Source organism: Anaerotignum sp. MB30-C6 (assembly GCF_030908465.1).
GTDB lineage: Bacteria > Bacillota > Clostridia > Lachnospirales > Anaerotignaceae > Chakrabartyella.
In genome coordinates, this window is sequence record NZ_CP133078.1 from 720,173 (window position 1) to 744,982 (window position 24,810).

Below are 24,810 nucleotides of genomic sequence, written 5' to 3' on the forward strand. Positions count from 1 at the left end.
TCACAATGGCTTACGCAACCTATGAATTTTACAGAGACAGCTACAGGGGGAACACTATCCCCCAAGCTGACTTTGCAAGGCTGTCGGAACGTGCCTCGGAATACATAGACATGGTCACTTTTGGCAAGGCAGAGGGATATACGGATACAAAAGACCTCCTAAAAAAGGCTTGCTGTGCTGTTGCCGATGCCTATCAGCTAAATGAACAAGGGGGCGGCGTTGTGGCTGAAACAGTTGGCAAAATAACCAGAAACTACGCTGCAGGAGTTTCCAATACCCCAACAGAAACCCAAAGGCTATACACTGCCGTTAGTCGCTACCTCTTGCGAGAGGGGCTTTTATATTTGGGGGTGGATACATGAAACCAAACGCAGACTGTACCGTGTTTAACCGTATTTATGACCCCGTGAACCGTAAGTACAATTGGCAAGCAAAAACAATCAACGGTGTATTTTGGCAAGGCGGTACAGGGGCAAAAGTGGGTAAAAGCGGCATGCGAGAGGATAATGAGACAATTATCTTCATTCCCTTTTCATCCGTTGAGCAGCTTACCCTATTGCCAGAGGATAAAATTATTCGAGGTATTTCAAATGCAACCAGCCCTGATGGCTTAAAAGGCGTCCTGACCGTTATGGCTGTGGATACCTTTGACTTTGGCAGCCCCGATATGCAGCATTGGGAGGTGGTGGCAAAGTGAATTATAGAGTTGATTTGCTTAGTGCAAGAGAACTTTCCCAGCGTAAGGGATTGGGCGAGGGTGGCGTAATTCAGAAATACATCGACAGCGAGGTTATTAAGCATTGTGCCCCCTATGCCCCTTTTGAAACTGGACAAATGCAGAAAAGTGCAACATTAGGCACGGTGATTGGCAGTGGGGAGATTGTTTATAACTCCCCTTATGCCAAGTTTTTGTATTACGGTAAAGTCATGGTTAGTCCTTCTACGGGCAGCCCGTGGGCAAAGAAAGGGGAACGTAAGAATCTCACTCAAAAGCCGTTGCAATACAATGGTGCCCCAAAACGAGGGGCATATTGGTTTGAACGAATGAAGGTTGACCATGGTGATGCTATTTTGAAAGAGGTGGAACGGCTTGGAAAGTAAAGGATTAATTGAAAGTATCAGAGAATTTCTTCTAGGCTGTCCGTTTCTGAAAGATGGTGTTCTGAATGTTGACTATCTTGGGATTGCCCCCACAGAGTATAGTGTGGACAGCATTCCAGCAAAAAGCATCCTCAAGGAATACATTAACGGCAGTTCTGTAAGGCAGTTTGTGTTCGCATTTGGCAGTGTGGAGCCATATGGTTCAGACGTGGACGGAAATATCGCAAACAGCGGATTTTATGAGGACTTTGCTACATGGATGGAAGAAAGAAACAGAAACAAAGAGTTTCCTATCCTGTATGGCGGCAGAAATGTAATTGAGATAGAAGCCCAAGGTGCAGGATATGTTATAGAAACCAGTGAGAATGCGGCACGATATCAAATACAGTGTCGCATTATTTATTTTCAGGAAGGGAGATAAACACATATGAATAATGAAACAGTAATGAGACATCAAATTGCAGATTATTTAGATGTAGGAACCACAGCAACGCCCAGTTTTGCATTAATGGGGGTAGGCTTTAATACTTTGGATGAAAACCCCAATGCGCAGACGGACAGCAAGACCTACATTCATCAGAAAGCACAGACTAGCCAAATCAAAAACTACCAGACCCAGTTCCCTTTTGATACAGATTTGATTTCTTCGGAAGAGGCGGTTATGGCATTATACGACATTGGTCGAGATCAGAAAACAGGTGCAGATGCAGAAATGGACTATGTGAGAGTGGAACTTTTCAAGCCCCATGCAACTGAGGCGAATACCTTTGAGGCAAGAAAGTTTAAGGTTGCCGTTGCGGTGTCTGGCATTGCAGGTGCAGGCGGTGAAGCAGTTAAGGTTACGGGCACTTTACATGGCGTGGGTGACCCTATTGCAGGTACTTTCAGCACGGCTACAAAGACTTTTACCCCGACGGTGTAATCCCTGAACAGCCTGTTACGCAAAGTATGGAACAGGTGGTTACTCCGTTAGACGAAACTACAACCGTAAATGAGGAGGCATTTAATAATGAACAGATTTCAGAAACGACAGACAGTAAGGGAAGTTGAGATTTTAGGCAATACATATGAGGTTGATTTTGGCAGGGATGAAATTCTTTTGATTCTGCAAAGGCAGCAGGATGCGACGATTCAGGCTGACGCAAAGGAGCGGGGAGATTTATCTTCGGAAGATAAGCTTAAGGAGCGAATGAAAGAGCAAAAAGAGATTTACAAAATTGCAATCAATGACATTTTGGGCGTCCCAACTGCATCAGGGCAGATTTTCGCAGAGGATAATACATCTATCTTCCATGCAGATGTCTTTGCGTTTTTATCTCGAAAATACACCGAAGTAATGACCGAAGAATCCCCATACTCCCCTAAAAGACTGAATCAATGAGTTTGCTTTTAGATCCATTACCAAAAAACCTTTACATAAACGGCAAGGAATACGCAATCCGTTGGGACCATCGAACAGCAATCCTTTATGAAACCATGATGCTGGACGAAGAAGTAGAGGGGGCAGAAAAGCCCCTTCTCGCTCTGCGGTTGTTTTATCCTATCATTCCCACTGACTGGGCAGAGGCATTGGAGGGGATTCAATGGTTTTACCGGTGTGGGATTGTGGATGATGTAAGTGTAAAGGGGAAGAAAAAAGGGAAAGGTAAGCAGGATAGAATTTATTCATTTGAGCATGATGACAGCTATATTTACAGTGCCTTTTTGGAGCAGTATGGACTTGATTTAACCGAGGTACAAGGATTGCATTGGTGGAGGTTTCGAGCCTTATTTCAGGGGCTTAGTGAGGATTCTGCTTTGTGCAAAATCATGGGCTATAGAGGTATGGACATCCCTGAAAGCATGGGTAAGGAGCAGAAAGAATTTTATCGAAAGATGAAAGAACAATATAGGGTTCCTTTGGCTAAGGGTGAACAGGAGAAAATGAATGCCATAGAACAGGCATTGCTTAGCGGCGGTGACTTAACTGGGTTGTTGTAAAGGTTCGCTTTTTGTGGTATCGTGGAAATATATACCATAGAGGGGGATTTGATATGTTTTGTTCCGATTGCGGAAAAGAAGTTAGTGGGAAATTCTGTTGTCATTGCGGTTCGCCGTTGCAAAACATCGAAGCAACAAGTGGCGACACAGGCAAAAATGAAATTAACTACGATTTACTTTTAAAAGAATGTGAATACGATAAAGAAAAGGCGGCAATAAAGTTAAAAAAGGAAACGGGGCTTAAATACAGAGAATGTCTAGAGTTATTGAATGCGCCCTACAAAAAATATATCAACGCAAACCCAACGCTTACAAGAGAATTAGATAACCCCTTCACCCAGTCAAGAGAGATGCAAAGCATTTGGAGCAAGGAAGAAAGTACGGCGGCGAAGTGCCCTAACTGTGGCTCGACCTCTCTTTCGGCTAACAAAAAGGGGTACGGCTTTGGAAAGGCAACAATTGGACTACTTGCCGTTGGCCCCGCAGGATTGCTAGCAGGGGGAATAGGCGCTAAAGGCGTAACAGTTACCTGTTTATCGTGCGGGCATCAATTTAAGGCTGGAGAAGGACAGTAAGCTAACAAACACTCATTCATGTGAGTGTTTTTTTCATGCAAGAAAACAGAAAGGAGGGGTTTAATGGCATACAGTTATGACGGATACTTGCGGTTCAACACCGAAGTAGACCAGAGTGGATTCAATGAAGGCGTGTCTGGCATGAGGTCGGCGGCCACTTTGGGTGCAAAAGCGATAGCAGCAGGGATCGCAACAGCCACGGGGGCGGTAACAGCTCTTTCTGTTGCATCTATTAAGGTGGGTTCAAACTTTGAGGAAGGCATGAGTAAAGTTGCGGCGATTTCAGGGGCCACTGGAAAGGATTTAGAAGCTTTAACAGAAAAAGCAAAAGAAATGGGCGCAGTTACAAAATTTAGCGCAACAGAAAGTGCCGAGGCATTGCAATACATGGCAATGGCAGGATGGAAAACTGAATCTATGCTAGAAGGTTTACCTGGCGTCATGAATCTTGCGGCTGCATCTGGTGAGGACTTAGGCACTGTATCTGACATTGTTACCGATGCATTAACAGCATTCGGCTTACAGGCTGAGGAAAGCGCTCATTTCGCTGATGTTTTGGCGGCTGCGTCTAGTAATGCAAACACCAATGTAGGTATGATGGGCTACACTTTTAAATACGCCGCACCCTTAGCGGGCGCATTAGGATATACCATCGAAGATACAGCTTTAGCTATTGGATTGATGGCAAATGCAGGTATTAAGAGTGAAACGGCTGGTACTGCATTAAGAAGTATGTTTTCTGAAATGACTGGGGCAGTAGAATTAACTGGTGATAAATTAGGCAAGTATGTTATTGAACTAGAGAGGGCAGACGGAACTATGGTTCCCTTAGGGGAAACAATTAGATCATTAAGAGAGGCTTTCTCACAAATGACCGAAGCAGAAAAAATAGCGAATGCCGAAAGCTTAGTTGGCAAAGAGGCTATGAGTGGCTTACTTGCCATTGTTAATGCAAGCCAATCCGACTACAACAAACTATCTGCAGCAATACAAAACGCTGATGGGTCTGCGCAGAATATGGCTGATACCATGAATGATAATCTCAAGGGTGATTTGACTATTTTAGGAAGTACCGCTGAGAGTGTGGGCATACGAATCTATGACAAATTTGAAACGCCCATGAGGAATGCGGCCAAGGCTGCAACTGAAAGCATGAACGATGTGTTGAGAAGCCTAAATGGTGGACAACTTGATGAAAGTGTGGATAAAATTGCCGAAAGCGCAGGAAGGTTGCTTGAGAAAACAGCTGAGTTGACGGCAAGTGGGTTGCCTAAGTTAATAAATGGTTTTGCATTCGTCGTTGACCACGGCAAAGAAGTAGAGAGAGCGATATTAAGCATTTCAGCGGCATACGGGGTAATGGTTGCTGCCTCAACGGTTCAAAAATGGCAGGCGGTCACTGCGGCAGCAGAAGCTTATCGGGTTGCAATGGTTGCAAGTATGGGAATCACGACAACCAGCGCCACTGCCACTGCGTTATTAACAACCATGATGAGCACACAAGAAATTGTTGTGGGTGCACTGACAGGGAAAGTGGGCCTGCACACAGCAGCTACAATATTGGCAAGAAGGGCGCAGATTGCTTGGAATGCATCAATGTTTGCAAACCCTGTGTTCTTGGTGGCGGGGGGCATTGCGGCCTTGACAGCTGGATTGGTTTATTATACTTCCAAGCAAAAAGAAGCCAATGCTGCAACAGAAGAAATGATTAAATCCACAAATGATACGGTGGCGGCGTGGAACGAAGCCAAGGAAACAAGGATGGAGAATATTCAATCTCAAGTTTCCGAGTTGCAAACTACGAAGGATATGATTGATGAACTGGGACGCTTAACGGATGCCCATGGAAAAGTAGGGGATAACAAGGAAAGAGTTGCCTATCTGACCGAGAAGATTAATGAAATCCTTCCTGATTCTATCAAGTGGATTGACGATGAGACGGTGGCCATTGATGGAAACATTGAATCGTTAAAAAAACAAATTGAGTTAAGGCAGGCTAAAATCCTTCTTGGTGAATTGGAGGCACAGGCCGTTGAAGACAGAAAAGCAAGGACGGAAGTTCTTAAAAGCATGCTTGCGAAGGAAGAAGAAATCGTAGCAAGAGAAGCAGAATTAGAGCAGCTAAGAATTGATTTAACAAAAGCAGGTTCAAATAATAGAATAGCATTTATTCAACAAGAAATAACCGAAAAGCAAAATCAATTAGATGAATTAAAAACTGCATTTGATACAGAAAAAGCCCACTACGAAGACCTTAATCAATCAATAAGTGACGCTGTCAAGCTAGGGATCGCAATTCAACAGGGTGATTTCGAAGAAATCGGTCGCATCATGGTTCAAAAAGAGTTGCAATTAAAAGCAGCAGGAGACAGCACCAACGCAGAACTTACAAGCCAAATCGCAGAGATGCAAGCAATGTTTGATTTGCTACGCAGAACAGAGGGCGAAAATTCCTCTGAGGCAATCAAGGAACATATTGCACAAATCAGTAACCTGCTTAACGAATATAAAGCGGAACTTGATAGACGCACACCAGATATAGCAAACAGTATGAAGAAGAGCGCCGAAACAGTCAGTCTAAGTTATGCTGACGGATTGGTCACACCATACGTATTAAACAAAATTCAGGAAAATGCAGGGGTTATTGGAAACACAGTTAGGGCGGGAATACTTGGAGCATTAACCAATACCACAGCACTTGCGACTGACGATATAAGCAAAAAAGCGGCTGCTCAGATGGATGCATTAAATAACCGTATTTCATCGGCAAAGGCTTCGTCTGCAGCAAGAGACGCCGCCCATGCTGTAGCAAGAGAGGCACAGAAAGCACAGGAGGCTGCGCTATCTGCTATGAATTCTGGTATATCACGAGCAGCATCAAGTGCATCCAAGAGTGCCGCAAAGTCAGGGATTTCAATCGGTACTTTATATGCCGAAAATATAATTGGAAGTATAACGCAATCGACAGGAGCTATTCAGGATGCACTCACTAACCTCTCGGATGATGCCATCAAGACCGCAAGGGAAAAGGCTACATCATACAAAGAATTGGGCACCCACTATATTTCATTCATGAAAGATGGTGTTAACACCCAGACAGATTCCCTTATTGAACAAATGGAAAAACTTGTTGATGAACAGGTAGAAACACTTAGCAAAAAAAACAAGGTTGCCAAGTCTGAATACGAAAAAGCAGCCAAAGAAGTGATGGACACCTATAAGGAAGCGCTGAAAAAAGGCGCATCCGAAGCGAATACACTTTTGGCCGAAAAGATTCAAGGCATTACCGAAGAAGCCCAAAAGCAATACGATGAAATCATCAAGCAACGTGAACGTATGCAAGAAAAGCTTTCTGATTTCGGTGATTTATTCACGAGGGATGATGATGGAGAAGTTCAGCTTGAAAATATTGACAAGCAAATAGACGCCATTGAGCGTTATGAGGAAGCCTTGGAGAAGCTTCAAGAGAAAGGAATTGCCGAGGGCTTACTCAATGAGATTGTAAACATGGGTGTCGAGGACGGTACCGACTTTGCAGAAGAATTACTCTCCAAGAGCGATTCAACTTTTGAACGGTATAATCAGGCGTGGACAGAAAAACAGGAACTAGCAAAAAAAGTGGCGGAGAAATTCTACGCTGATGAATTAGAAACACTGGACAAGGATTTTACACAGAAGCTGGATACGGCTTTAGCAAGCATCCCAGAGGAATGTACCAATGTGGGTGTAGATGCAATTAAGGGTGTTATTGACGGCATGGAGAGCCAAAGAAGTGAGGCTATTTCTACAGCCAAGAGTATTGCGGATGCAATTATCAAGGAGTTAAAACGTGCCACGGAAACGGCCAGTCCATCTAAGAGAGCGGCAAGGGAAGTAGGAAAGCCAATTACTCAAGGCGTAGTTAAGGGTATGAAAGATGCCTACAATCCCAAGGAAATGGAACGCTATGCAGACCGCATGATGGCTGATGTAGGAATGGCACAGAGCAGAGCGGCGGCACAAAGTATTTTGAATAAGAATATTTCTAATGTGTGGAGAACGTCGACTTATAACGAGGGTGATTTCAACCCGACTTTTAATATCAAAAGCGGAGACAAAGAAACCGTTAGAAACTTGATGCAAGAATCAGAGTTCTACCGCAGGAAAAAAGCAAGAGCAACAGGGGGTGCATGATGGAAGTATATTTTATCTTCAAAGGTAAAAATAGTAAGGATATGGGGGTTTTGATTTCCGCTATGCCCGATATTGTTAAGCCCCAACGTAGAGAGAGTGAAATTGTTATACCGGGAAGAAACGGCACTCTTACTATAGACGACGGAGCGTTCGAAAGTTACACTTTGACTGTTGAGTGTAGCACAAGGGGAACTGATAAATTGAGCCAGATTGCTGCATGGTTAGACGGAAGTGGTGATTTAATTCTTTCTACCGAACCAGACAAAATATATCGGGCAAGAATTAGCAATGCTATTTCAATTTCTGATGTGATTTATTTGTATAATTCATTCCTGGTACAGTTCAAAGTATTTCCGTTTAAATATTCCGTCAATGCCGTTCGCTCCCACGCTGACGATTTAACTATTGCCGCCCCGACCTCAATCAAAAACAAGGGTACTGTCTATTCACAACCTACTATCACAATTTATGGGACAGGCGATGTTAATCTTACCATAAATGACACAAATTATGGATTTTTGGGCGTGGATGAATTCATCACCGTAGATAGTGAAATGATGGAGGTTTACAAAGGAAATACCAATTGTAACAATAAGTTTTCCGCCATGGACTTTCCAAAGTTTGAGGTGGGGATGAATGCAATGAGTTGGACGGGAAATGTCACAAAAGTAGAAATTGAACCGAAATGGAGGTGGCTATAAATGGCACAAGTGTATAATCGACTTGAGGTGGATGTCAGAACGGAAACAATTGACATTATCACAGCGGTACAAAACGATAGTAACAGCCGTTTTCTGGATGTATTTTTATTGGACAACGGCGTGCCCATCAATTTGACAGGGCATGAAGTGCGAATTTACGGCAAGAAAGCAGATGGAACAGAGATTTATAACGACGGTGAAATTACGGAAGAAACCAACGGAAGATGTCAATTTGAATTGACTTCTCAAGCGTTAGCAGTTGCGCAGGATTTAGAAGTGCAGATTATTTTATTCAAGGATAATGTGGAAATATTGAGTACACAACCTTTCAAAATTCATGTAGTCAAAAGCCTTATTTCTTCGGGCTCCGTTGAAAGCAGTAATGAATACGGTGCACTGGTTGTATTATATCAGAACCTTTATGAGGCCTATGATTTAATGGTTGAAATTGCAGCAGGGATAAAGGACGTTGCTGCAGCAGTAGAAGGTACGGCGGAGTCAAACAATAATATGATTCAGGCTTGTATGAATTACACTGATTACAAAATAGTAAATATTCCAAGTGTAGAAACCGAAGTTTTGAATATAACAGGAAGTGGATTTGTTGGCAATCTAGGAATAAATGTTACATCAGGAGGCTTAATAACGATTAAAATTTATATAGATGACGAACTATTTTTTGATTTTTCGAGAAACGTTAATACAATCATTAGTTTTGGGGGCGGTACATCATATGCATTACTAAGAGATATGTCTGCACTAAAACAAGACAATCCTTCTCAGCCACTTAGCGCATCCGCAGTAAGAAGCATTCTTTCATTTACAAAAAATATTAGAATTGTGGCTAGTGCCGCGATAACAGATACGTCAAATAGTATTCAAATCATTTATGGATTAGTGGGGTGATAAAAATGTTGGCAGTAATTAAAACAGAAGTTATTGACGGGTACGAATGTATTCATTATTCAAATGGTGCAATAGTCAAAAAAAGTGCAAATGTATTTGAAAACAAATCTACACCAGAACCCCTTTCTCCTACAGAGCAGGCAATTTTGCAAACGGCAATCAATACGGAATACATGGCGGCAATGATGGAGATTAAAGGGTAAAGGAGGGGTAAAATGCTTTTTGATTTAGTGAAAACAATGATTACAAGAGGAACATATGTCAAAGAAGATATGTTGAAAAAGATGGACGTATTCCTGTTGAACAACCGAATTACAGAAACAGAGTATAACGATTTAGTGACATTAATGGGGTGATTTGATGGTTACCATACATGAAAAAAACAGCATAGCATTTAATACTTTAGGCTTGGGGGCATTGCTTCCGAGCCTTTGTACTGTAACGGAAGAGTTAAACGGGCTGTATGAGTTAGAAATGGAACATCCTTATGATGAGCAGGGCAAGTGGAAGCATATTGAGAAAGAACGCATTATTTTTGCATCCACACCAAGGGGGAGACAGCCTTTTCGTATATACCATGTTAACCCCAAGCTTGACGGGGGTAGGTTTTATATCAAGGTGTATGCAAAGCATATCTTCTATGATTTGCTGGATAATCTTTGCTTGAGTGTAAATGTAACAGGAACGCCACAGGTTGCTTTAAGCGCCATAAAAGGCTCTTTAGCTTATGCAGTACCATTTGTATTGTCCACCGATATGACAGGCACAGGCACAGTCAAAGCGACCAGAGTGAACCCCATAACATCATTATTAAATATGGACGAAGATAAGGATAGCTTTGTAAAGGCTTTTGGTGGGGAGATTCTTCGGGACGGCTTTGCTGTAACCATGAAAACCTCCATCGGCGAGGATAGGGGTGTTGCTATTCGGTATGGAAAAAACCTTGTGGGGCTTGAAATTAGTGAGGATGTTTCAGAGGTGGCAACAAGAATTTTACCCATCGGGAAAGATGGCTTACAGGGTAGCTATGTTGATAGCCAGTATATCAACAATTATGTATATCCCAAAATACGCATCTTGGAAGATAGTCAAATAGAAACAACGCCAGAGTTACAACAAGCGGCTTTGAATCTGTTGGCGGAGGGTGTTGATTTACCCAAGGTAAATATTAAGGCTGACTTCCATATGCTTTCTAAAACAGAGGAATACAAGGAGTATGCTGTTTTGGAAGAAGTTCAACTGGGGGATGTGGTGACGGTTTCTAACGTAAAGATGGGGTTTCATAAAAAGGCAAAAGTGATTTCCTATGAGTGGGATTGTTTGTTAGAAAGGTATAACCGGGTGGAACTAGGTGATTTTGTTGCAGACCTAACGACTTCTGTTACGGCTGGAGAAAAAAGCCTCTCTACTGCTGTCAGTGCAAAAAGTACTGCAAGTACTGCGGCAACAGATGCACAAACGGCATTGGATAGGATTTTAAGAAAAGTCACTATTAACAATGAGGGGCTTTATATTTGTGTGGATACCAATTCGCTGGATACCGCAACGAAGGTATTTCACTTTGGAAGTTATGGGTTAAGGCATAGTAGTACAGGGGTAAACGGTACATATAAGACGATTATTGATGGGGACGGAAATCTGGTGTAAAGGGGTGAAGCGATGAACCAGGATGAAATGTCAAATAAATTGGTGGAGGTAGATGCTCGTGGAAAGAGCAATACAAAACGGCTGGACAAGGTTGAGCAGCGACAAGATAACCTTGAAAAGCTGACAGAGGCAGTTTCTGTTATGAAGAATGAGCAGGACAATATCAAAGGCGACGTGAAAGAAATCAAGGATGATGTAAAAATCCTAGCCGAGAAACCCGCCAAACGATGGGAGAGTGTAGTGGATAAAGCTGTGTCCGTTGTAGTAGGTGCTATGGTGGGTTATCTTCTAAGCGGGGGGCGGTTGCCTTGAATAATAGAACTAGACGAAGGCCAAAGAGAAAGGAATTTTCAAAGCAAATTATGGCAAGGGAAATGGCCCTACTTTGGATTGTCACGCTGGGGGTTTTGGGCTTGGCATTTTATAGTGTAAAGGAAAGCTTCGACGCTTCATTCCCATGGCTTACTGCTATGGTGTCATTACCTTGGGCTGCATGGAGTGTTAGTAAGACAGGCTACACCATGAAAAGCATGAAAGAAAATACTCAAGGCGGAATTATATACGATTCTGCTATGTCGGAAATGGAAGAAAAGAAGGCATTTGTTGAGGATTTAAGAAAGGGGTTAGAAAATGATGTGGCTGGTTGAAAATTGGATTTTAATTGTTGCGGCGGTTGCGATATTGGCGGTTGTAGGCTCTTTTGTTTTTAAGTTCTACGGTTTGCCCACAAAGAAACAGGTGGAAACCATTAAGGAATGGCTATTGTACGCCTGTATGGAGGCAGAGAAGGAATTCAAGGGGAGCAAAACAGGGGTGTTAAAACTAAGGTATGTTTACGATTTGTTTGTTACCCGTTTTCCATCCGTGGCAAAAGTGGTGCCATTTAGCATGTTTTCCAGTTGGGTTCTTGTGGTGTTGGAAGATATGAGAATGCTATTAACAGAAAATAAGGCAATTCGGGAAGTTGTAAAGGGGGATGCGGCATGAGTTTAACTAACATCGGTCTGGTGGCATTCGTCAAGACAAAGCTGGGTACGCCCTATGTTTATGGCATGAAAGGCACCGTTATGACACAAGCAAACTTTAACTACTTGCAGGAGCGGTACGGCGTAAGGAATGTTTGGAACTCAGACGAAAAGAAAGTCGGCAAGGTTTGTGTAGACTGCTCTGGCTTAATCAGTTGGTACACGGGCAAATTGAAAGGTTCCAGCCAGTTCAAAGCTGAAAGTGATGCACAACCTATTACTACCATAGCCTCTGCACCCATTGGTGCGGCGGTATGGAGACAGGGACATATAGGGGTATATATCGGCAACGGTGAAGTAATTGAGGCTAGGGGGAGTGCTTACGGGACTGTACGGACGAAGGCAAAAGACAGGGATTTTACACATTGGTTCTTATTGAGGGATATTGAGTACATAGAGGGGGACGAGGAAATGATAACGAGAGAAAAAATCATCGTGAATGGTAAAGAGTGCGAAGTGGATATGATCCGTAAAGATGGAACTACATATATCAAGACAAGGGACATTGCCGAGGTGCTAGGGTTGAAGGTAGGCAGTAAGGGTAAGGTGCCAGTGATTGATACGAAGTGATTTTGGGGTGGTGTAAAAGCCACCTCTTTTTTGTTTGCGTATTTGCAGTAATATGATACGAATTTTATCTTGACTTTTTTAAAATGTGTGGTAGAATATTGATTTTCTAGTTTTATAGGATTATAATCATAGTTAAATAGAAATTTACGGAAATTTTCCAATACTGGAATTTAACTAAACAGAGGGTGAGAAAATGGTATTAACAGATAAGCAAATAAGAGAAATGTGTGTTGAAGGTAATGAAAAACTGATAACTCCATTTCAGGAGAACGCTTTACAGAGCGAATCATACGATTTGTCTATTGGTACACAAATCTCTGTATTAAAAAAAGAAGTACGTTGCATTGATCTTGAAAAACAGAATGAAATCGATAAAATCTATGAATCTATAGAAATTGATAGTTCTGGTTATGTGTTGTCACCACAAGAATATATTTTGATTACTTTGAAAGAACAAATTAATTTACCAAGTAGTTTAACTGCACATATTCGTCCTAGGACTAGATTTACAAGATTGGGATTAATAGTGAGCGACCAGCATTGTAATTCTACCTATTCTGGAATTTTGAAATTAGGTTTATTTAATGCAACTAATTATGCAATAAAAATCACTCCAAATCTAAGAGTCGCACAGATTGTTTTTGAGGAACTAAAGGAAATACCGAGTGAGGAAAAATTGTATAAAAACAAAGAAAATGCAGTTTATCAGAATGAAGAACATTTTATTGGAGCTAAATTTTCAGATGAAGTTAACAAGTATATAGATGAGGCTGTTGGGATTTTACTAGGAAGAAGAGAGTAAACTATGTCGAAGAAGCTGAATGAAATTGTTGATAAACTTTTGAGTACAAATACAGAAGCAACTGAAGCTTTAAAAAAGGCACATGATGTAGATAAAAATGGTTTAACAATTGGCGAGATATTAGGAGCTGCAAAAGAGACCATAATAAGAGAAATTTATGATGAGATAAAGGAAGAGGTTTGCGAAGATGCAATCTTAGCAGCCGAAATTAAAATGAATGAAAAGGTAAAAATAAAACAAATTAAAGAAATGAATGCATTAGCTATCACAGGTTTATTGTTAGCACTCATTGTTGGAATATTGGTTAACCAAGTAACTGAAATAATTATGTTCTTAAAGGGATCATTAGAAAATGGTGGACTAATCCCCACAATTATAATAGCTATTTTATTTTTGGTGGCAGCACTTATTATAACATTCGGTTTAATAATTAGGAATATTCTAGATATTTTACAAAAAGGAAAAAAATCATGAGAGAAGTAATAGTAAACGGAATATATAAGCATTTTAAAGGAAAGGGTTACAAGGTAATTGCAATTGCCACTCATTCAGAAACAAATGAAAAATATGTTGTATATCAGGCTTTGTACGAAGATCAAGATGTTTTTGTAAGACCGTATGATATGTTTATTTCCGAAGTGGATAGAGAGAAATACCCAGATTCAACACAAAGGTTTCGTTTTGAATTAGTTAATTAATTGGTACTTAATATAAAAATCTCCTCCTACCCGAGGAGAATTTTTATTGCAACAAAAAGAGCCAGACCGAAGTCTGACTCTAATTGTTCACGACCGCCCTGAATGGGGCGGTTTTTTAATTTCAAAAACCTTATAACACAATATTCATTATTTTGCATAAAGCAATGGCCCATACCTTGACCCATACTTTGACCCATACTTTTATAATATTTCAACCTTTTTTAACGTGATTTACCGCAAAATCACACCTTCAAAACGAAATCAAAAAAGTGCTGAAAACGTTGCTAAATCAACATTCCCAACACCTTTTATAAGTCATCGAGGCGACAAGATTTGAACTTGCGACCTCTACATCCCTAATGTAGCGCTCTACCAAGCTGAGCCACGCCTCGTCGACGACTTCTATATAATACAACAAGAGAATCCAAATGTCAACAGTTTTTTTGATTTTCTGATGGTATACATAAAATGTAGTTATTCGAAACAGCAACCTTTTTATATCTAAAACTATACCGTGAAAAGCAAATAACCTGCTTTGGCAGGTTACTCGAGCAAGTCGCTAACGATACTTTGCATATCGTTTTTCGATTGAGCTTGGTGGGAGCGCTCAATTATACGTTTACGTGCACCCTCATCCATGGATGCAAAAACTCGCATGGCATCTAGGTTCTGCGAAAGAGCCATTCCTAACCCAATGGGAATTTCCTTATCATTTAAAATGGACATTTCCAATCACCTCAAACTTAGTATTAACTATAATTGATAAATTATTTAAGTGTGTTATTGGTATTTTCTTTATTTTTACCTTTTTCTGTATGGGAAGATGGTACTTTTATTGAATTTATTACGAACTGTACAGTGAATGGGGGAATTTTAAAAAGATAGATGAAGAGCTTTTCATTTTGACGGAGATGAGGTGATCTTGACATGATTTTAAAAGAAGATAACTCATTTTAAGTTAGTAATTCCAAAATTAAAACAAGGCAAGCCAATTCAATTAAAATACATTGACGACACTCCTTGTGTTTTGTGGTCTCTTGGGATGATATTGAAAAGTAGAACAGGTAATTCAGAAGTTGGATTGCTTTGTCCATCTTGCAATAGGGGTTTGTCTTTAAAAGCTAAAGCAGGTATCAAATGATACCTGCTTTTTTAACCCCTACAGAAAGTTCCCATAGGGTAGCCCACCCGCATTTAAGTTAATATATATAATAGGTAGAAATTAATGTTTTCTCATGTGGCTTCTCAATTCTGCGCCAACGGATTCGCTCAAGTGTTCTTTCTGCATTCTTCTCATTGCGTTGAAGTGAGGGCGGTTTGCCTGATTTTCCAGAATCCATTCTCTAGCAAAGGAGCCATCCTGGATATCCTTCAAGATACCACGCATTGATTCTTTTGTTTGGTCTGTGATGATTTTAGGTCCTGTTATGTAATCGCCGTATTCAGCGGTATCGCTACAGGAGTAACGCATGAAGGAAACCCCTTCTTTAACTACCAAGTCGATGATTAATTTCATTTCGTGGATACATTCAAAGTAAGCATTTTCAGGCTGATAACCAGCTTCAACCAGTGTATCAAAACCAGCTTTCATCAGTGCAACTACACCACCGCACAGAACTGCCTGCTCACCGAAAAGATCTGTTTCTGTCTCTTCTTTGAAAGTTGTTTCCAAAACACCCGCTCTTGTTGCACCCAAGCCATCAGCATATGCCAGAGCAACTTCTTTTGCTGTGCCACTTGCATCCTGATACACTGCAATCAGTGCAGGAACGCCGAAGCCTTCCTGATATGTGCTTCTTACAACGTGGCCAGGGCCCTTAGGAGCGATCATGATAACATCTACATCGCTGGGAGGTACGATCTGACCATAATGGATATTGAAACCATGGGCAAATGCCAAGGTGGAGCCGGATTTCAGATAAGGTTTGATGTCCGCCTGATACATCTTAGCCTGTGTTTCATCGTTTACTAAGATCATGATGATATCTGCATGTTTTACAGCTTCTGATGTTGTCATAACAGTCAAACCATCAGCCTCTGCACGTTCTTTGCTCTTGGAACCTTCATAAAGAGCAACAACAACGTCAACACCACTATCTTTCAGGTTTAGTGCATGAGCATGACCCTGAGAGCCATAACCAACTACTGCAACCTTCTTGCCTGCCAACATTTCTTTTTTTGCATCCTGTTCATAATACATTTTAGCCATTTTAAATTCTCCTTTGTAAATAATATTTTTGTCGTTACTCTACACCATATAAACATTTGTTGCCGCGTTCCACGGCGACGAGCCCTGTTCGGCAATATTCTAGTATGCCGTAGGGAGCTACATAAGTAAGAAAAGCATTTAGCTTATTACTTTCACCAGTCATTTCGATACAAACGGAACCTGGAGATACGTCTACCACTTTAGAGCGGAATACATTAGCCACATCCAATATGGTTTGCAGGGTTTCTCCCGTTGCCTTGACTTTTGCGATTAAAAGCTCACGCAAAATAGTATTTTCAGGGGTCATCAGCTCAACTTTTTTCACATCATAAAGTTTGGAAATTTGTTTGAGAAGTTGAATTTTTTTACTTGCATCCCCCGTGGCGGTTATTGTCATCCTCGAAACTTGGGGGTTATTGGTTTCCCCACAAGTGAAGCTGTCAATATTAAAATTTCGCTGACTAAAGAGAGAGGAAATTCTTGTAAGCGTTCCAGATTGATTTGTTACAATAATGGATACCGCAAATTGTTGACTATTCTCATTACACGTACACATTAGGAATCACCTCATTTCAAGATTATATTTTCCAAGGAACCATTTGGTGGGACCATAGGGAATACGCTTTCTTCATCGGGAATCAAGCAATCGAGTACTACGGGGCTATTGAGGGCAAAGGCTTTATCCAAGGCTTCGTTTAGCTCTGTTTTATTTGTAGCCCGAAGACCCGTTGCTCCGAAGGCGTCTGCTAATTTTACAAAATCTGTTTTTCGATCTAAAACAGTAGCCATAAAGCGATTATCGAAGAAAAGGTTTTGCCATTGCCGGATCATCCCCAGTCTGCCGTTATTTAGGATGACGATAATTAAGGGGAGATTTTCTGAAACAGCCGTGGCCAATTCGTTTAGGTTCATACCGAAGCTACCATCCCCTGTGAATAGTATGGTTTTGTTACCTGTGGCCATTGTTGCCCCAATGGCAGCACCCATACCGTAGCCCATGGTTCCCAGACCACCGCTGGTTTGAAGGGTTCTTGGATTTTTAAAGTTGTAGTATTGAGCCACCCACATTTGATGCTGACCAACATCGGTAGCAATGTTTGTTTCGGGTGTCGCTCTTTCATTTACTGCGGAAATGACTTCCCAAGGCATTAAGTAGCCCACTGTTGGAAGAATATCTTTTGTTTTGTTTTTAAAGGAATCCACTGTGTTTTCCCATTCCTTATGTTTTCTTGGTTCCAGTTTGGAGGTTATGTAGCTTAGGGCAAATTCCAAATCACCCACAACTTGCAATGTTGCATCAATATTTTTTCCATGCTCTGCGGAGTCGATATCCAAGTGAATGATTTTTGCGTTGGAAGCAAATTTTTGTCTGTTGCCTGTGGCTCTATCGGTAAAACGAACTCCTGCGGCGATGACCAAATCACACTCTGTCATGGCTTTTATTGCTGCAAATCTTCCATGCATGCCGCTCATTCCAAGGTACTTGGAATGGTTATTATCCATTGCGGTTAACCCCATCATACTGCAGACCATATAAGCGTCGGTTTTTTCCACCAACTGTGTAATTACCTGGGAGCAATTTGCGTTGATTACGCCGCCACCACAATATACAATGGGGCGTTTGCTTTTATGAATCAATTCCAAAGCTTGATCTAAAAGAGCTGTTTCAGGCTTGGTATTCGGTTCCTTTTCCACAACACCCTGGGGAGAGTATTGAGTTTTATCTAACTGTATATTTTTCGGAATATCCACCAGTACAGGGCCGGGGCGTCCGCTTTTTGCGATACGAAAAGCCTCACGAACGATTTCTGCAAGGTTATCCACATTGTCTACACGAAAGCTATGTTTTGTTACAGGGATGGAAAGTCCTAAGGTATCCACCTCTTGAAAGCTATCAGTACCGATTAGCTCCATGGGAACATTGCCTGTAATGGCAACTATAGGAACGGAATCAGCTTTGGCTGTGGCAAGACCTGTAATCAGGTTTGTTGCACCAGGTCCTGATGTGGCGAGACAAACGCCCACTTTACCGCTGGCGCGGCTATAACCGTCTGCTGCATGGGTTGCCCCTTGTTCATGGGCAGTCAGTACATGGTTAATGCGATGTTTATTCTTATAAAGTTCATCATAAATATGGAGTACTTGCCCCCCTGGATAACCGAAGATAGTGGTAACACCCTGTTCAATGAGTGTCTCTATCAATATTTGGCAACCGCTTTTTTCCATTCGTATTCCTCCTTAACTAGTTTTTGGTAAACAAAAAGGCTGTACAGTGGGTACACTGTACAGCCTTCGATTAAGGATTATCAATCAAACAACCTCAACCAAGTTGACTACATCATCAGCTAACCACTTTTTACCAGCACAAATAACCCCACCGAGAATAATAAGGACGAGGCTAATAATGCTAATAATAATGAAGTTAACTGTTTGGTTAAAGTTATACATGATTCGTTCTCCCTTTCGTTTCAATTTGTTATTGGAAGTTTAAATCTAAAATGTTTTTTTGTCAATACATAATTTCAATTTTCTTTTAACATCAAGGAATTTTTTGTAAATGTGCTGTATGTTTTTATATAAATACAAAATTCATTGTGCACTTATTCCCGTACATTACGGTGAAAAAACAGGCTAGGGAAATGGTAAGAAGATGAAAAGTGAAAAATTTTGGATTGCAAAATTTTAATTTGTGCCATAATTTCTGTGGAAAAGAGGGTTGAAAGTAATCCAAAAGACAATTTTTTTTGATGAATAAATGAGAGGCAAAAAGGGGTATGTTTAAACTTAGATTTCTTTTTTTCACATCTTACAATAAGGAAAGACTAATCAAAAAGACTGCCTTCTTAAATTTGCTTGTAAATTTATTAATAGAGATAGTGAATAGACTGAAAAATCTGTGGGACTATTGATGTAGGGACAACAAATAGGAAGTATGTTGTTTAACCATCTACCCTAAGGATGCGAAATTAGGGTAGACCAAAGGTGATTCTATCTTCGAATATCGTTATTTTGGGAGAGTATCTATTTTCAGGATCATATTTTGAAATAAATTGCAGCTAGGCGTACTATGAAACGTTTCCGTAGCAACTCGTACAACTTTAGAACACCCAATAGCCCAAGGAGAAGAGAAAAGAAAAATGAGAACTTTAACCGCCAATCATCATACTGACATTGCCGTGAATTAAAATACGTACCACACCCAGAATGGCAAGATGGAGGGGATAATATAAATAGAAAAACCATTTCATTCCTTTCCATTCTCCCCGTTTACCATTGTAATGCATGAGAAAGGGGATAGAGAGGGCAACAGTCATTTGCAAGAGACCGTACACTTTATCAATAAAAAAGAAATAGACTGCAGAATACATAGCAACATAAAACAACATTCCGTTCATCTGATTTTTAAAATCACCTCGATGAATACCAAAGACCATGATAATCAGAACAGCAATGCAACTCCAATCAGCACAAAAAGAGATCCCGCAAATAAGCCAAACAAGAGCTGTTTTTACAGTCCTTGTAAGTTTGGGGTGGTTGCTTTGGACAATGGTTAGTACCACCAACCCCCATGCCAAAGCCCACATAACGCTGGTTTGATTAAAGACTTTGGTTTGAAAGGGGATAAAAGGTATGCCAAAAGCGAAATTATATGCAAAGTGTGAAACGAGAGCAAACGCAAATAACCGAAATATGTATTTTTTTAAATTATGGGTTTGATAATAGCCCTCAGCGATGAAGAAACACATGATTGGCGCTGTAATTCGTCCGATTGCGTGGCCTAATACTATTAGGGGATTTAGTAAATACCCAGGAAAAACCACCCATAAAATATGGTCTAAAGTCATAGCAAGTATAGCTATAAACTTTAAGGTATTTGCATTTAGTGATTTTTGATTCATGATATGCCTCCGTTTTACTGATAATGTTGGTATATGTAATATAATACCAGAAAATATAAAAAATTGTTATATTTATGGTAAAACAGAAACTTTTATATAAATAGAAAAAGACGGTATCTAATCAATAGAAACCGCCTTTAATAATCTAGTTAAATGGGAGAGAATAGGGGGATTACTTTAATAATGCAATTACTTCAACTTCGCACAATACGTTTTTAGGAAGTGTTTTCACTGCAACGCAAGAACGAGCAGGTTTATTTGTAAAATACTTTCCGTAAATTTCGTTGAAAGCAGCGAAATTACCCATATCGGATAAGAAACAAGTTGTTTTAATTGTATCTGCGAATGTTAAGCCGTTTGCTTCCAATACTGCACTAAGGTTTTTCATTACTTGTTCTGTCTGTTCTTCGATCGTTGTTGCTACCACATCGCCAACGGCAGGATCAATGGCAATCTGACCGCTAGTGAAAAGAAAACCGTTAGCAGACATAGCCTGAGAGTAAGGGCCGATTGCTGCAGGAGCTTTACCTGTGCTTGTAACGTTAATCATAATAATTACCTCCAAATTTTTGATGGAATTTATTTGCTTTTTTATTTAGTTATATTGTAGCTCAAAGACATTTTCTCGTCAATGTATTTTTCTCGCATACATATAGTTTGTACATATTTTTTATATTTTGTTCATTTTTCTGTTTCCTTTTCTCCCAAATTCGGGTAAAATAAAAACAATGTGTATTTTTATTGAACTGTAAAAATCAACAAAAGATAGAAAGGAATTTATAGAAAATGAGTATTTTGGAAGAAATCCAAAGAAGACGGATTTTCGGCATTATCTCTCACCCCGATGCCGGAAAAACAACTTTAACAGAAAAACTATTGCTTCATGGTGGGGCAATTCGTGAGGCGGGTACAGTAAAGGCAAGAAGGAATGGAAAATCTGCAAAAAGTGACTGGATGGAGATTGAAAAAAAGCGTGGTATCTCTGTTACATCCTCCGTTATGCAGTTTGAATATCAAGGGAAGGTTGTATCTATTATGGATACACCAGGGCATAATGACTTCGGTGAGGATACCTATCGTATTTTAACCTCCGTTGACAGTGCAGTTATGGTGATTGATGCGGCAAAGGGTGTAGAAACCCAGACAGTGAAGCTTTTTAAAGTATGTAGTATGCGTGAGATTCCTATTTTTACTTTCATCAATAAATTGGATCGTCAATCCAGAGATCCGTTGGAATGTATGGCAGATTTGGAGGATGCCTTAGGTTTACCTTCCACGGCTGTTACATGGCCAATTGGAAATGGCATTACTTTTGAAGGTATTTATGATAGATTGGAAGATAAAGTTTATCTATACCGCCAAAAGAATGGTGTAATAGAGCTTGGGCCAAAAGGCGTTTTTGGTGACGCATTGGAAGGTGTAATTTCCCAAGCCAACTTAGATATTTTACGAGAAGAAATGGAGCTTTTGGATGGTGCTGGCAACAGTTTTGACATGCAGGCGATCAATGCAGGGAAGCTTTCTCCTGTATTCTTCGGCTCTGCGTTAGCAGACTTTGGAATCACACCGTTTTTACAGCATTTCTTAGAATGGGCACCAGCCCCTGGGGTAAGAAAAGCTACAAAGGGGGAAGTTAAGCCCACAGATGAATTCTTTAGTGGATTTATTTTCAAAATTCAGGCGAATATGAACCCTGCCCATAGAGACAGACTGGCTTTTATGCGTATTTGCTCTGGGACTTTTAACAGGGGAATGACGGTAACTTTATCCAGAATGGGTAAACAGATGAAATTATCCCAGTCTACCCAATTGATGGCCAATGAACGGGAAACGGTGGAAACAGCGGTTGTTGGTGATATTATTGGTATTTATGACAGTGGAAATTACCAGATTGGTGATACGCTGACAGATAGAAAAGAAAAGTTGTTCTTCGAGCCGTTACCAACATTCCCTCCCGAATTGTTCATGCGTGTAAACCCTGTGAACGCCTTAAAGGCGAAGCAGTTCCAAAAAGGGGTGCAGCAGCTGGCTCAAGAAGGAGCAATTCAGGTTTACCATAACGAATTAAATGATATTATTCTAGGCGCAGTAGGTCAGCTACAGTTTGAAGTATTTGAATATCGTTTAAACAACGAATATAACTCTGATATTCGAATGGAACCTTTGGATTATTGCGTTGCACGTTGGGTTAACCCTGCAACGGTGAAAGATATTAGAGATTATTTGGTGGCAAGAAGCACATTGGTGTATGATCGTTTTGAACGACCTATTTTACTTTTTGCCAACCAATATACACTAAATAATTTTATGCAGAAAAATCCTGATATTGAGCTTTGGGAAGCTTTTCACGTGGACGACAGTGAATACCAAGAAGGATAATACTTTGGGGCGAACATTTAAAATGGGTTCGCCTCTATTTTTTTATTCTATATTAAATGGGTAAAATTTTTTAGTTACTGGTATTTAGGGAAGGATTTTGGAAAGACAATATTAAGTTGTTTTTCATCGACCTTGGGGAACAAAACTTTTTTTTATCCGTCAAATTTATGCCTTTTTTTATTGGATTATAAAATAAGCTGTTTGTAACACAATATGAAAATTTTTTTTGATTCTCAATGTATTCTATATTATGATATTGTTAGTAGGTATTGAAAAGAAGAAACGGAGGTGATCATAATGGGGAATAAAACTCCCGCAGAACAAGGAAACAAAATTTTGATTTCTAAAGCAAAGCAGGGGGATATGGCGGCGTTTGAAGAGCTGATTCTACAGCACGAGAAAATTGTTTATAATGTTGCACTGAGGATGATGAACCATAGTGAGGATGCCAAGGATATTTCCCAGGAAGTATTTATAAAGGCATATCGGAATATCACCAATTTTGATGAACGTTCAACTTTTTCCACGTGGATATATCGCATTACGGTGAACACCTGTATAGATGAAATGAGAAAGCGAAAGGGTAAAAGGAACCTATCTTTAGATAATGAGCTTGAGGATGAGGAGGGGACTTGGAAACAGGAAATTGCCGATGAAGGGGATACTCCAGAGGAAAGCCTCATAAGAAAAGAAGAAAAAAGTGAAATACTTATGGCTTTAGAAGGGATTTCAGAGGATTATAAAACGGTGTTTATACTTAGGGATATTCGAGGGCTTTCTTATGAAGAAATAGCAGAGGTTACTGGGTTGGCATTGGGAACGGTAAAGTCTAGAATATCTCGAGCCAGAAATCATTTAAAAGAAGAAATTTTTAAAATTCGGGAACGGAATGGTACCAATTCTCGTCATAAAAATAGAAAGGAGGGAAGAAATCCATGAGTTGTGATAAATGTAGGGAATTATTATGGGGGTATTTGGCCCAAGAACTAACCAAGGAAGATGCAGATTTTGTGGCCACACACTTAGCAGAGTGTACAACCTGCAAGGAAGAAGCATTTCGGCTGCAAGAAATCATGGATTCTTTGAAAAACCTTCCTGAGGAGGAATTGCCCGAGGGGTACCATAATGAATTGATGGGAAAATTAGCACAGGAGATAAAGGTAGTACCTTTCCCTGTTAGAAAAAAGCCTCAATATAAATGGAAACAATTCAGCCTTATTGCAGCAGCGGCTTTGCTCGTTGTAGCTGTGGGAGGGGCACAAGGAATTTTAAGTTTTCGGGGAAATCAACAAAATGAAATTGCCCAAGAGATGGCAAGGGATGTCACAAAGGGTACTGGTAGTGACTTTGCCCAAAATAAAGTTGATGCTCAGCAGGACGTAAAAATTGTTGTGGAAGAAGATGTAAGTCAAATAGAAAACTATGTTGTGGCAGAAGATGTGGTGCAAGAAAAAAATATTGTATCTGTCCAAGGGGAAGCTTCTCAGGTAGAGATGCGACAGCGCATTCCTCTGGAAAAAGCCAGTCCAGAAAAGGAGGAAACTTTGCAAAGTGCTGAAGAAAGTGTACCTCCCGTAGTGAGTCAGGAAGAAGAAATCCCACTGCCTATGAGTATTGCCCAAGACGAAGCAGTATCTGAACAGGCAAAGGAGGCACCGCGGTCAGTTGACTATACTTTAATGGGCGACAACATTCCCTTAGAGGCGCAACAGCAAGTAATATTGACAGTTAAAAATAAAGAGGGTGTATTGGAAAGCATTAGAGATTTGGTAATTACCCTTGGCGGCTATGAACAGGAGCAAGCTGTGGCGGATAACATAAAAGTTTCTGTTCCTTCAGGCAAAGCAGAGGATTTTGAGGAGGGCTTAAAGGCGCTGGGAGAAACTCGTAAAATAGAGGTATCTTCTAAAAAGACAGACTTCATATTATTTGAAGTAACAATAGAATCAAAGTGATATAAAACGCTTTTTTCCTAAGGTAATAGGAAAAAAGCGTTTTTTTGTTTTGAATTCTGACTTTCTGTTAGAGATTGCAAGTTTTTTATTTCTTATGCTCATTTATTAAGTACAAAAGCAAAGAATTGTACAATGAAAAAACTTTAATCTTCTACTTGACTAAAGTGGTAAACTGATATAAGATTAAAGC

31 protein-coding genes and 1 tRNA gene are annotated in these 24,810 nt (G+C 40.3%); 24 read left to right on the forward strand and 8 right to left on the reverse strand.

Translation table 11 applies throughout. From position 1 onward, the window contains the following. Nucleotides 1-5: 5 nt before the first annotated feature. From RBQ60_RS03690 to RBQ60_RS03790, 21 genes are all read left to right on the forward strand, one after another. Complete coding sequence (locus RBQ60_RS03690; protein ID WP_307885244.1) at nucleotides 6-362, forward strand: hypothetical protein; 357 nt, start codon at nucleotides 6-8, stop codon at nucleotides 360-362. Beyond that, the gene (locus tag RBQ60_RS03695) at nucleotides 359-697 is read left to right on the forward strand and encodes a DUF6751 family protein (RefSeq protein WP_307885245.1); all 339 of its coding nucleotides are present in this window, start codon (nucleotides 359-361) and stop codon (nucleotides 695-697) included. The genes RBQ60_RS03690 and RBQ60_RS03695 overlap by 4 nt, the downstream gene beginning before the upstream one ends. Continuing rightward, the gene (locus RBQ60_RS03700; RefSeq protein WP_307885246.1) at nucleotides 694-1,101 is read left to right on the forward strand and encodes a minor capsid protein; all 408 of its coding nucleotides are present in this window, start codon (nucleotides 694-696) and stop codon (nucleotides 1,099-1,101) included. The genes RBQ60_RS03695 and RBQ60_RS03700 overlap by 4 nt, the downstream gene beginning before the upstream one ends. Next, on the forward strand, nucleotides 1,091-1,522 hold the full coding sequence (locus RBQ60_RS03705) for a hypothetical protein (RefSeq protein ID WP_307885247.1): 432 nt from the start codon (nucleotides 1,091-1,093) through the stop codon (nucleotides 1,520-1,522). The genes RBQ60_RS03700 and RBQ60_RS03705 overlap by 11 nt, the downstream gene beginning before the upstream one ends. A 6-nt stretch (nucleotides 1,523-1,528) precedes the next feature. Further along, nucleotides 1,529-2,023, forward strand: a complete 495-nt coding sequence (locus RBQ60_RS03710) for a hypothetical protein (protein WP_307885248.1) — start codon at nucleotides 1,529-1,531, stop codon at nucleotides 2,021-2,023. Between the two features lie 87 nt (nucleotides 2,024-2,110). Continuing rightward, nucleotides 2,111-2,482: a hypothetical protein gene (locus RBQ60_RS03715; RefSeq protein WP_307885249.1), complete on the forward strand. Its 372-nt coding sequence runs from the start codon at nucleotides 2,111-2,113 to the stop codon at nucleotides 2,480-2,482. Continuing rightward, nucleotides 2,479-3,081, forward strand: coding sequence for a bacteriophage Gp15 family protein (locus RBQ60_RS03720; protein ID WP_307885250.1), 603 nt, complete (start codon nucleotides 2,479-2,481; stop codon nucleotides 3,079-3,081). Before RBQ60_RS03715 ends, RBQ60_RS03720 begins: the two co-directional genes overlap by 4 nt. Before the next feature lie 53 nt (nucleotides 3,082-3,134). After that, nucleotides 3,135-3,656 (forward strand): hypothetical protein, encoded by a 522-nt coding sequence (locus RBQ60_RS03725; RefSeq protein ID WP_307885251.1) that lies wholly within the window; start codon nucleotides 3,135-3,137, stop codon nucleotides 3,654-3,656. A 63-nt stretch (nucleotides 3,657-3,719) separates the two neighbouring features. Continuing rightward, entirely contained in the window at nucleotides 3,720-7,829 is a 4,110-nt protein-coding gene (locus tag RBQ60_RS03730) for a phage tail tape measure protein (protein ID WP_307885252.1), read from the forward strand. After that, nucleotides 7,826-8,530, forward strand: a complete 705-nt coding sequence (locus RBQ60_RS03735; RefSeq protein ID WP_307885253.1) for a distal tail protein Dit — start codon at nucleotides 7,826-7,828, stop codon at nucleotides 8,528-8,530. Before RBQ60_RS03730 ends, RBQ60_RS03735 begins: the two co-directional genes overlap by 4 nt. Further along, nucleotides 8,531-9,436 carry a BppU family phage baseplate upper protein gene (locus tag RBQ60_RS03740; RefSeq protein ID WP_307885254.1) on the forward strand — a complete coding sequence of 302 codons (906 nt, stop codon included), beginning with the start codon at nucleotides 8,531-8,533 and terminating at the stop codon, nucleotides 9,434-9,436. Between the two features lie 5 nt (nucleotides 9,437-9,441). Then, nucleotides 9,442-9,639: a hypothetical protein gene (locus tag RBQ60_RS03745; RefSeq protein ID WP_307885255.1), complete on the forward strand. Its 198-nt coding sequence runs from the start codon at nucleotides 9,442-9,444 to the stop codon at nucleotides 9,637-9,639. Nucleotides 9,640-9,651: 12 nt separating this feature from the next. Beyond that, complete coding sequence (locus tag RBQ60_RS03750; RefSeq protein ID WP_307885257.1) at nucleotides 9,652-9,792, forward strand: hypothetical protein; 141 nt, start codon at nucleotides 9,652-9,654, stop codon at nucleotides 9,790-9,792. 4 nt (nucleotides 9,793-9,796) lie between these two features. Further along, complete coding sequence (locus RBQ60_RS03755; RefSeq protein WP_307885258.1) at nucleotides 9,797-11,083, forward strand: phage tail spike protein; 1,287 nt, start codon at nucleotides 9,797-9,799, stop codon at nucleotides 11,081-11,083. Between the two features lie 12 nt (nucleotides 11,084-11,095). Then, nucleotides 11,096-11,395, forward strand: a complete 300-nt coding sequence (locus tag RBQ60_RS03760) for a hypothetical protein (RefSeq protein WP_307885259.1) — start codon at nucleotides 11,096-11,098, stop codon at nucleotides 11,393-11,395. Beyond that, a complete protein-coding gene (locus RBQ60_RS03765) occupies nucleotides 11,392-11,730 on the forward strand; it encodes a hypothetical protein (RefSeq protein ID WP_307885260.1) in 339 nt (112 codons plus the stop codon). The genes RBQ60_RS03760 and RBQ60_RS03765 overlap by 4 nt, the downstream gene beginning before the upstream one ends. Further along, nucleotides 11,714-12,070: a hypothetical protein gene (locus RBQ60_RS03770; RefSeq protein ID WP_307885261.1), complete on the forward strand. Its 357-nt coding sequence runs from the start codon at nucleotides 11,714-11,716 to the stop codon at nucleotides 12,068-12,070. The genes RBQ60_RS03765 and RBQ60_RS03770 overlap by 17 nt, the downstream gene beginning before the upstream one ends. Beyond that, nucleotides 12,067-12,678 carry a hypothetical protein gene (locus RBQ60_RS03775; RefSeq protein WP_307885262.1) on the forward strand — a complete coding sequence of 204 codons (612 nt, stop codon included), beginning with the start codon at nucleotides 12,067-12,069 and terminating at the stop codon, nucleotides 12,676-12,678. Before RBQ60_RS03770 ends, RBQ60_RS03775 begins: the two co-directional genes overlap by 4 nt. A gap of 193 nt (nucleotides 12,679-12,871) precedes the next feature. Continuing rightward, nucleotides 12,872-13,480 carry a dCTP deaminase gene (gene dcd, locus RBQ60_RS03780; protein ID WP_307884264.1) on the forward strand — a complete coding sequence of 203 codons (609 nt, stop codon included), beginning with the start codon at nucleotides 12,872-12,874 and terminating at the stop codon, nucleotides 13,478-13,480. Nucleotides 13,481-13,483: 3 nt separating this feature from the next. Next, on the forward strand, nucleotides 13,484-13,954 hold the full coding sequence (locus tag RBQ60_RS03785) for a hypothetical protein (protein ID WP_307884263.1): 471 nt from the start codon (nucleotides 13,484-13,486) through the stop codon (nucleotides 13,952-13,954). Then, the gene (locus RBQ60_RS03790) at nucleotides 13,951-14,178 is read left to right on the forward strand and encodes a DUF1653 domain-containing protein (protein WP_307884262.1); all 228 of its coding nucleotides are present in this window, start codon (nucleotides 13,951-13,953) and stop codon (nucleotides 14,176-14,178) included. The genes RBQ60_RS03785 and RBQ60_RS03790 overlap by 4 nt, the downstream gene beginning before the upstream one ends. A 318-nt stretch (nucleotides 14,179-14,496) precedes the next feature. On the opposite strand, the gene RBQ60_RS03795 is transcribed toward RBQ60_RS03790, so the two are convergent. The 8 genes from RBQ60_RS03795 to RBQ60_RS03830 form a co-directional block, all read right to left on the reverse strand. Next, nucleotides 14,497-14,570: transfer RNA gene (locus tag RBQ60_RS03795), tRNA-Pro, on the reverse strand. A 151-nt stretch (nucleotides 14,571-14,721) separates the two neighbouring features. Next, a complete protein-coding gene (locus RBQ60_RS03800) occupies nucleotides 14,722-14,904 on the reverse strand; it encodes a hypothetical protein (RefSeq protein ID WP_307885263.1) in 183 nt (60 codons plus the stop codon). 496 nt (nucleotides 14,905-15,400) lie between these two features. Next, complete coding sequence (gene ilvC / locus RBQ60_RS03805) at nucleotides 15,401-16,387, reverse strand: ketol-acid reductoisomerase (protein ID WP_307885264.1); 987 nt, start codon at nucleotides 16,385-16,387, stop codon at nucleotides 15,401-15,403. Between the two features lie 34 nt (nucleotides 16,388-16,421). Then, on the reverse strand, nucleotides 16,422-16,943 hold the full coding sequence (gene ilvN, locus RBQ60_RS03810) for an acetolactate synthase small subunit (protein WP_307885265.1): 522 nt from the start codon (nucleotides 16,941-16,943) through the stop codon (nucleotides 16,422-16,424). 11 nt (nucleotides 16,944-16,954) lie between these two features. After that, nucleotides 16,955-18,613 (reverse strand): biosynthetic-type acetolactate synthase large subunit, encoded by a 1,659-nt coding sequence (gene ilvB / locus RBQ60_RS03815; protein ID WP_307885266.1) that lies wholly within the window; start codon nucleotides 18,611-18,613, stop codon nucleotides 16,955-16,957. An 84-nt stretch (nucleotides 18,614-18,697) separates the two neighbouring features. Beyond that, on the reverse strand, nucleotides 18,698-18,835 hold the full coding sequence (locus RBQ60_RS03820; RefSeq protein WP_307885267.1) for a hypothetical protein: 138 nt from the start codon (nucleotides 18,833-18,835) through the stop codon (nucleotides 18,698-18,700). A gap of 698 nt (nucleotides 18,836-19,533) precedes the next feature. Then, nucleotides 19,534-20,286, reverse strand: coding sequence for a TraX family protein (locus tag RBQ60_RS03825; RefSeq protein WP_307885268.1), 753 nt, complete (start codon nucleotides 20,284-20,286; stop codon nucleotides 19,534-19,536). A gap of 172 nt (nucleotides 20,287-20,458) precedes the next feature. Next, the gene (locus RBQ60_RS03830) at nucleotides 20,459-20,836 is read right to left on the reverse strand and encodes a RidA family protein (protein WP_307885269.1); all 378 of its coding nucleotides are present in this window, start codon (nucleotides 20,834-20,836) and stop codon (nucleotides 20,459-20,461) included. Between the two features lie 236 nt (nucleotides 20,837-21,072). Here RBQ60_RS03830 and RBQ60_RS03835 point away from each other — a divergent pair, with 236 nt between their 5' ends. The 3 genes from RBQ60_RS03835 (at nucleotide 21,073) to RBQ60_RS03845 (ending at nucleotide 24,620) form a co-directional block, all read left to right on the forward strand. Next, complete coding sequence (locus RBQ60_RS03835; protein WP_307885270.1) at nucleotides 21,073-22,665, forward strand: peptide chain release factor 3; 1,593 nt, start codon at nucleotides 21,073-21,075, stop codon at nucleotides 22,663-22,665. A gap of 297 nt (nucleotides 22,666-22,962) precedes the next feature. After that, a complete protein-coding gene (locus RBQ60_RS03840) occupies nucleotides 22,963-23,604 on the forward strand; it encodes a sigma-70 family RNA polymerase sigma factor (protein WP_307885271.1) in 642 nt (213 codons plus the stop codon). Next, a complete protein-coding gene (locus tag RBQ60_RS03845; protein WP_307885272.1) occupies nucleotides 23,601-24,620 on the forward strand; it encodes an anti-sigma factor family protein in 1,020 nt (339 codons plus the stop codon). The genes RBQ60_RS03840 and RBQ60_RS03845 overlap by 4 nt, the downstream gene beginning before the upstream one ends. Nucleotides 24,621-24,810 lie beyond the last annotated feature (190 nt).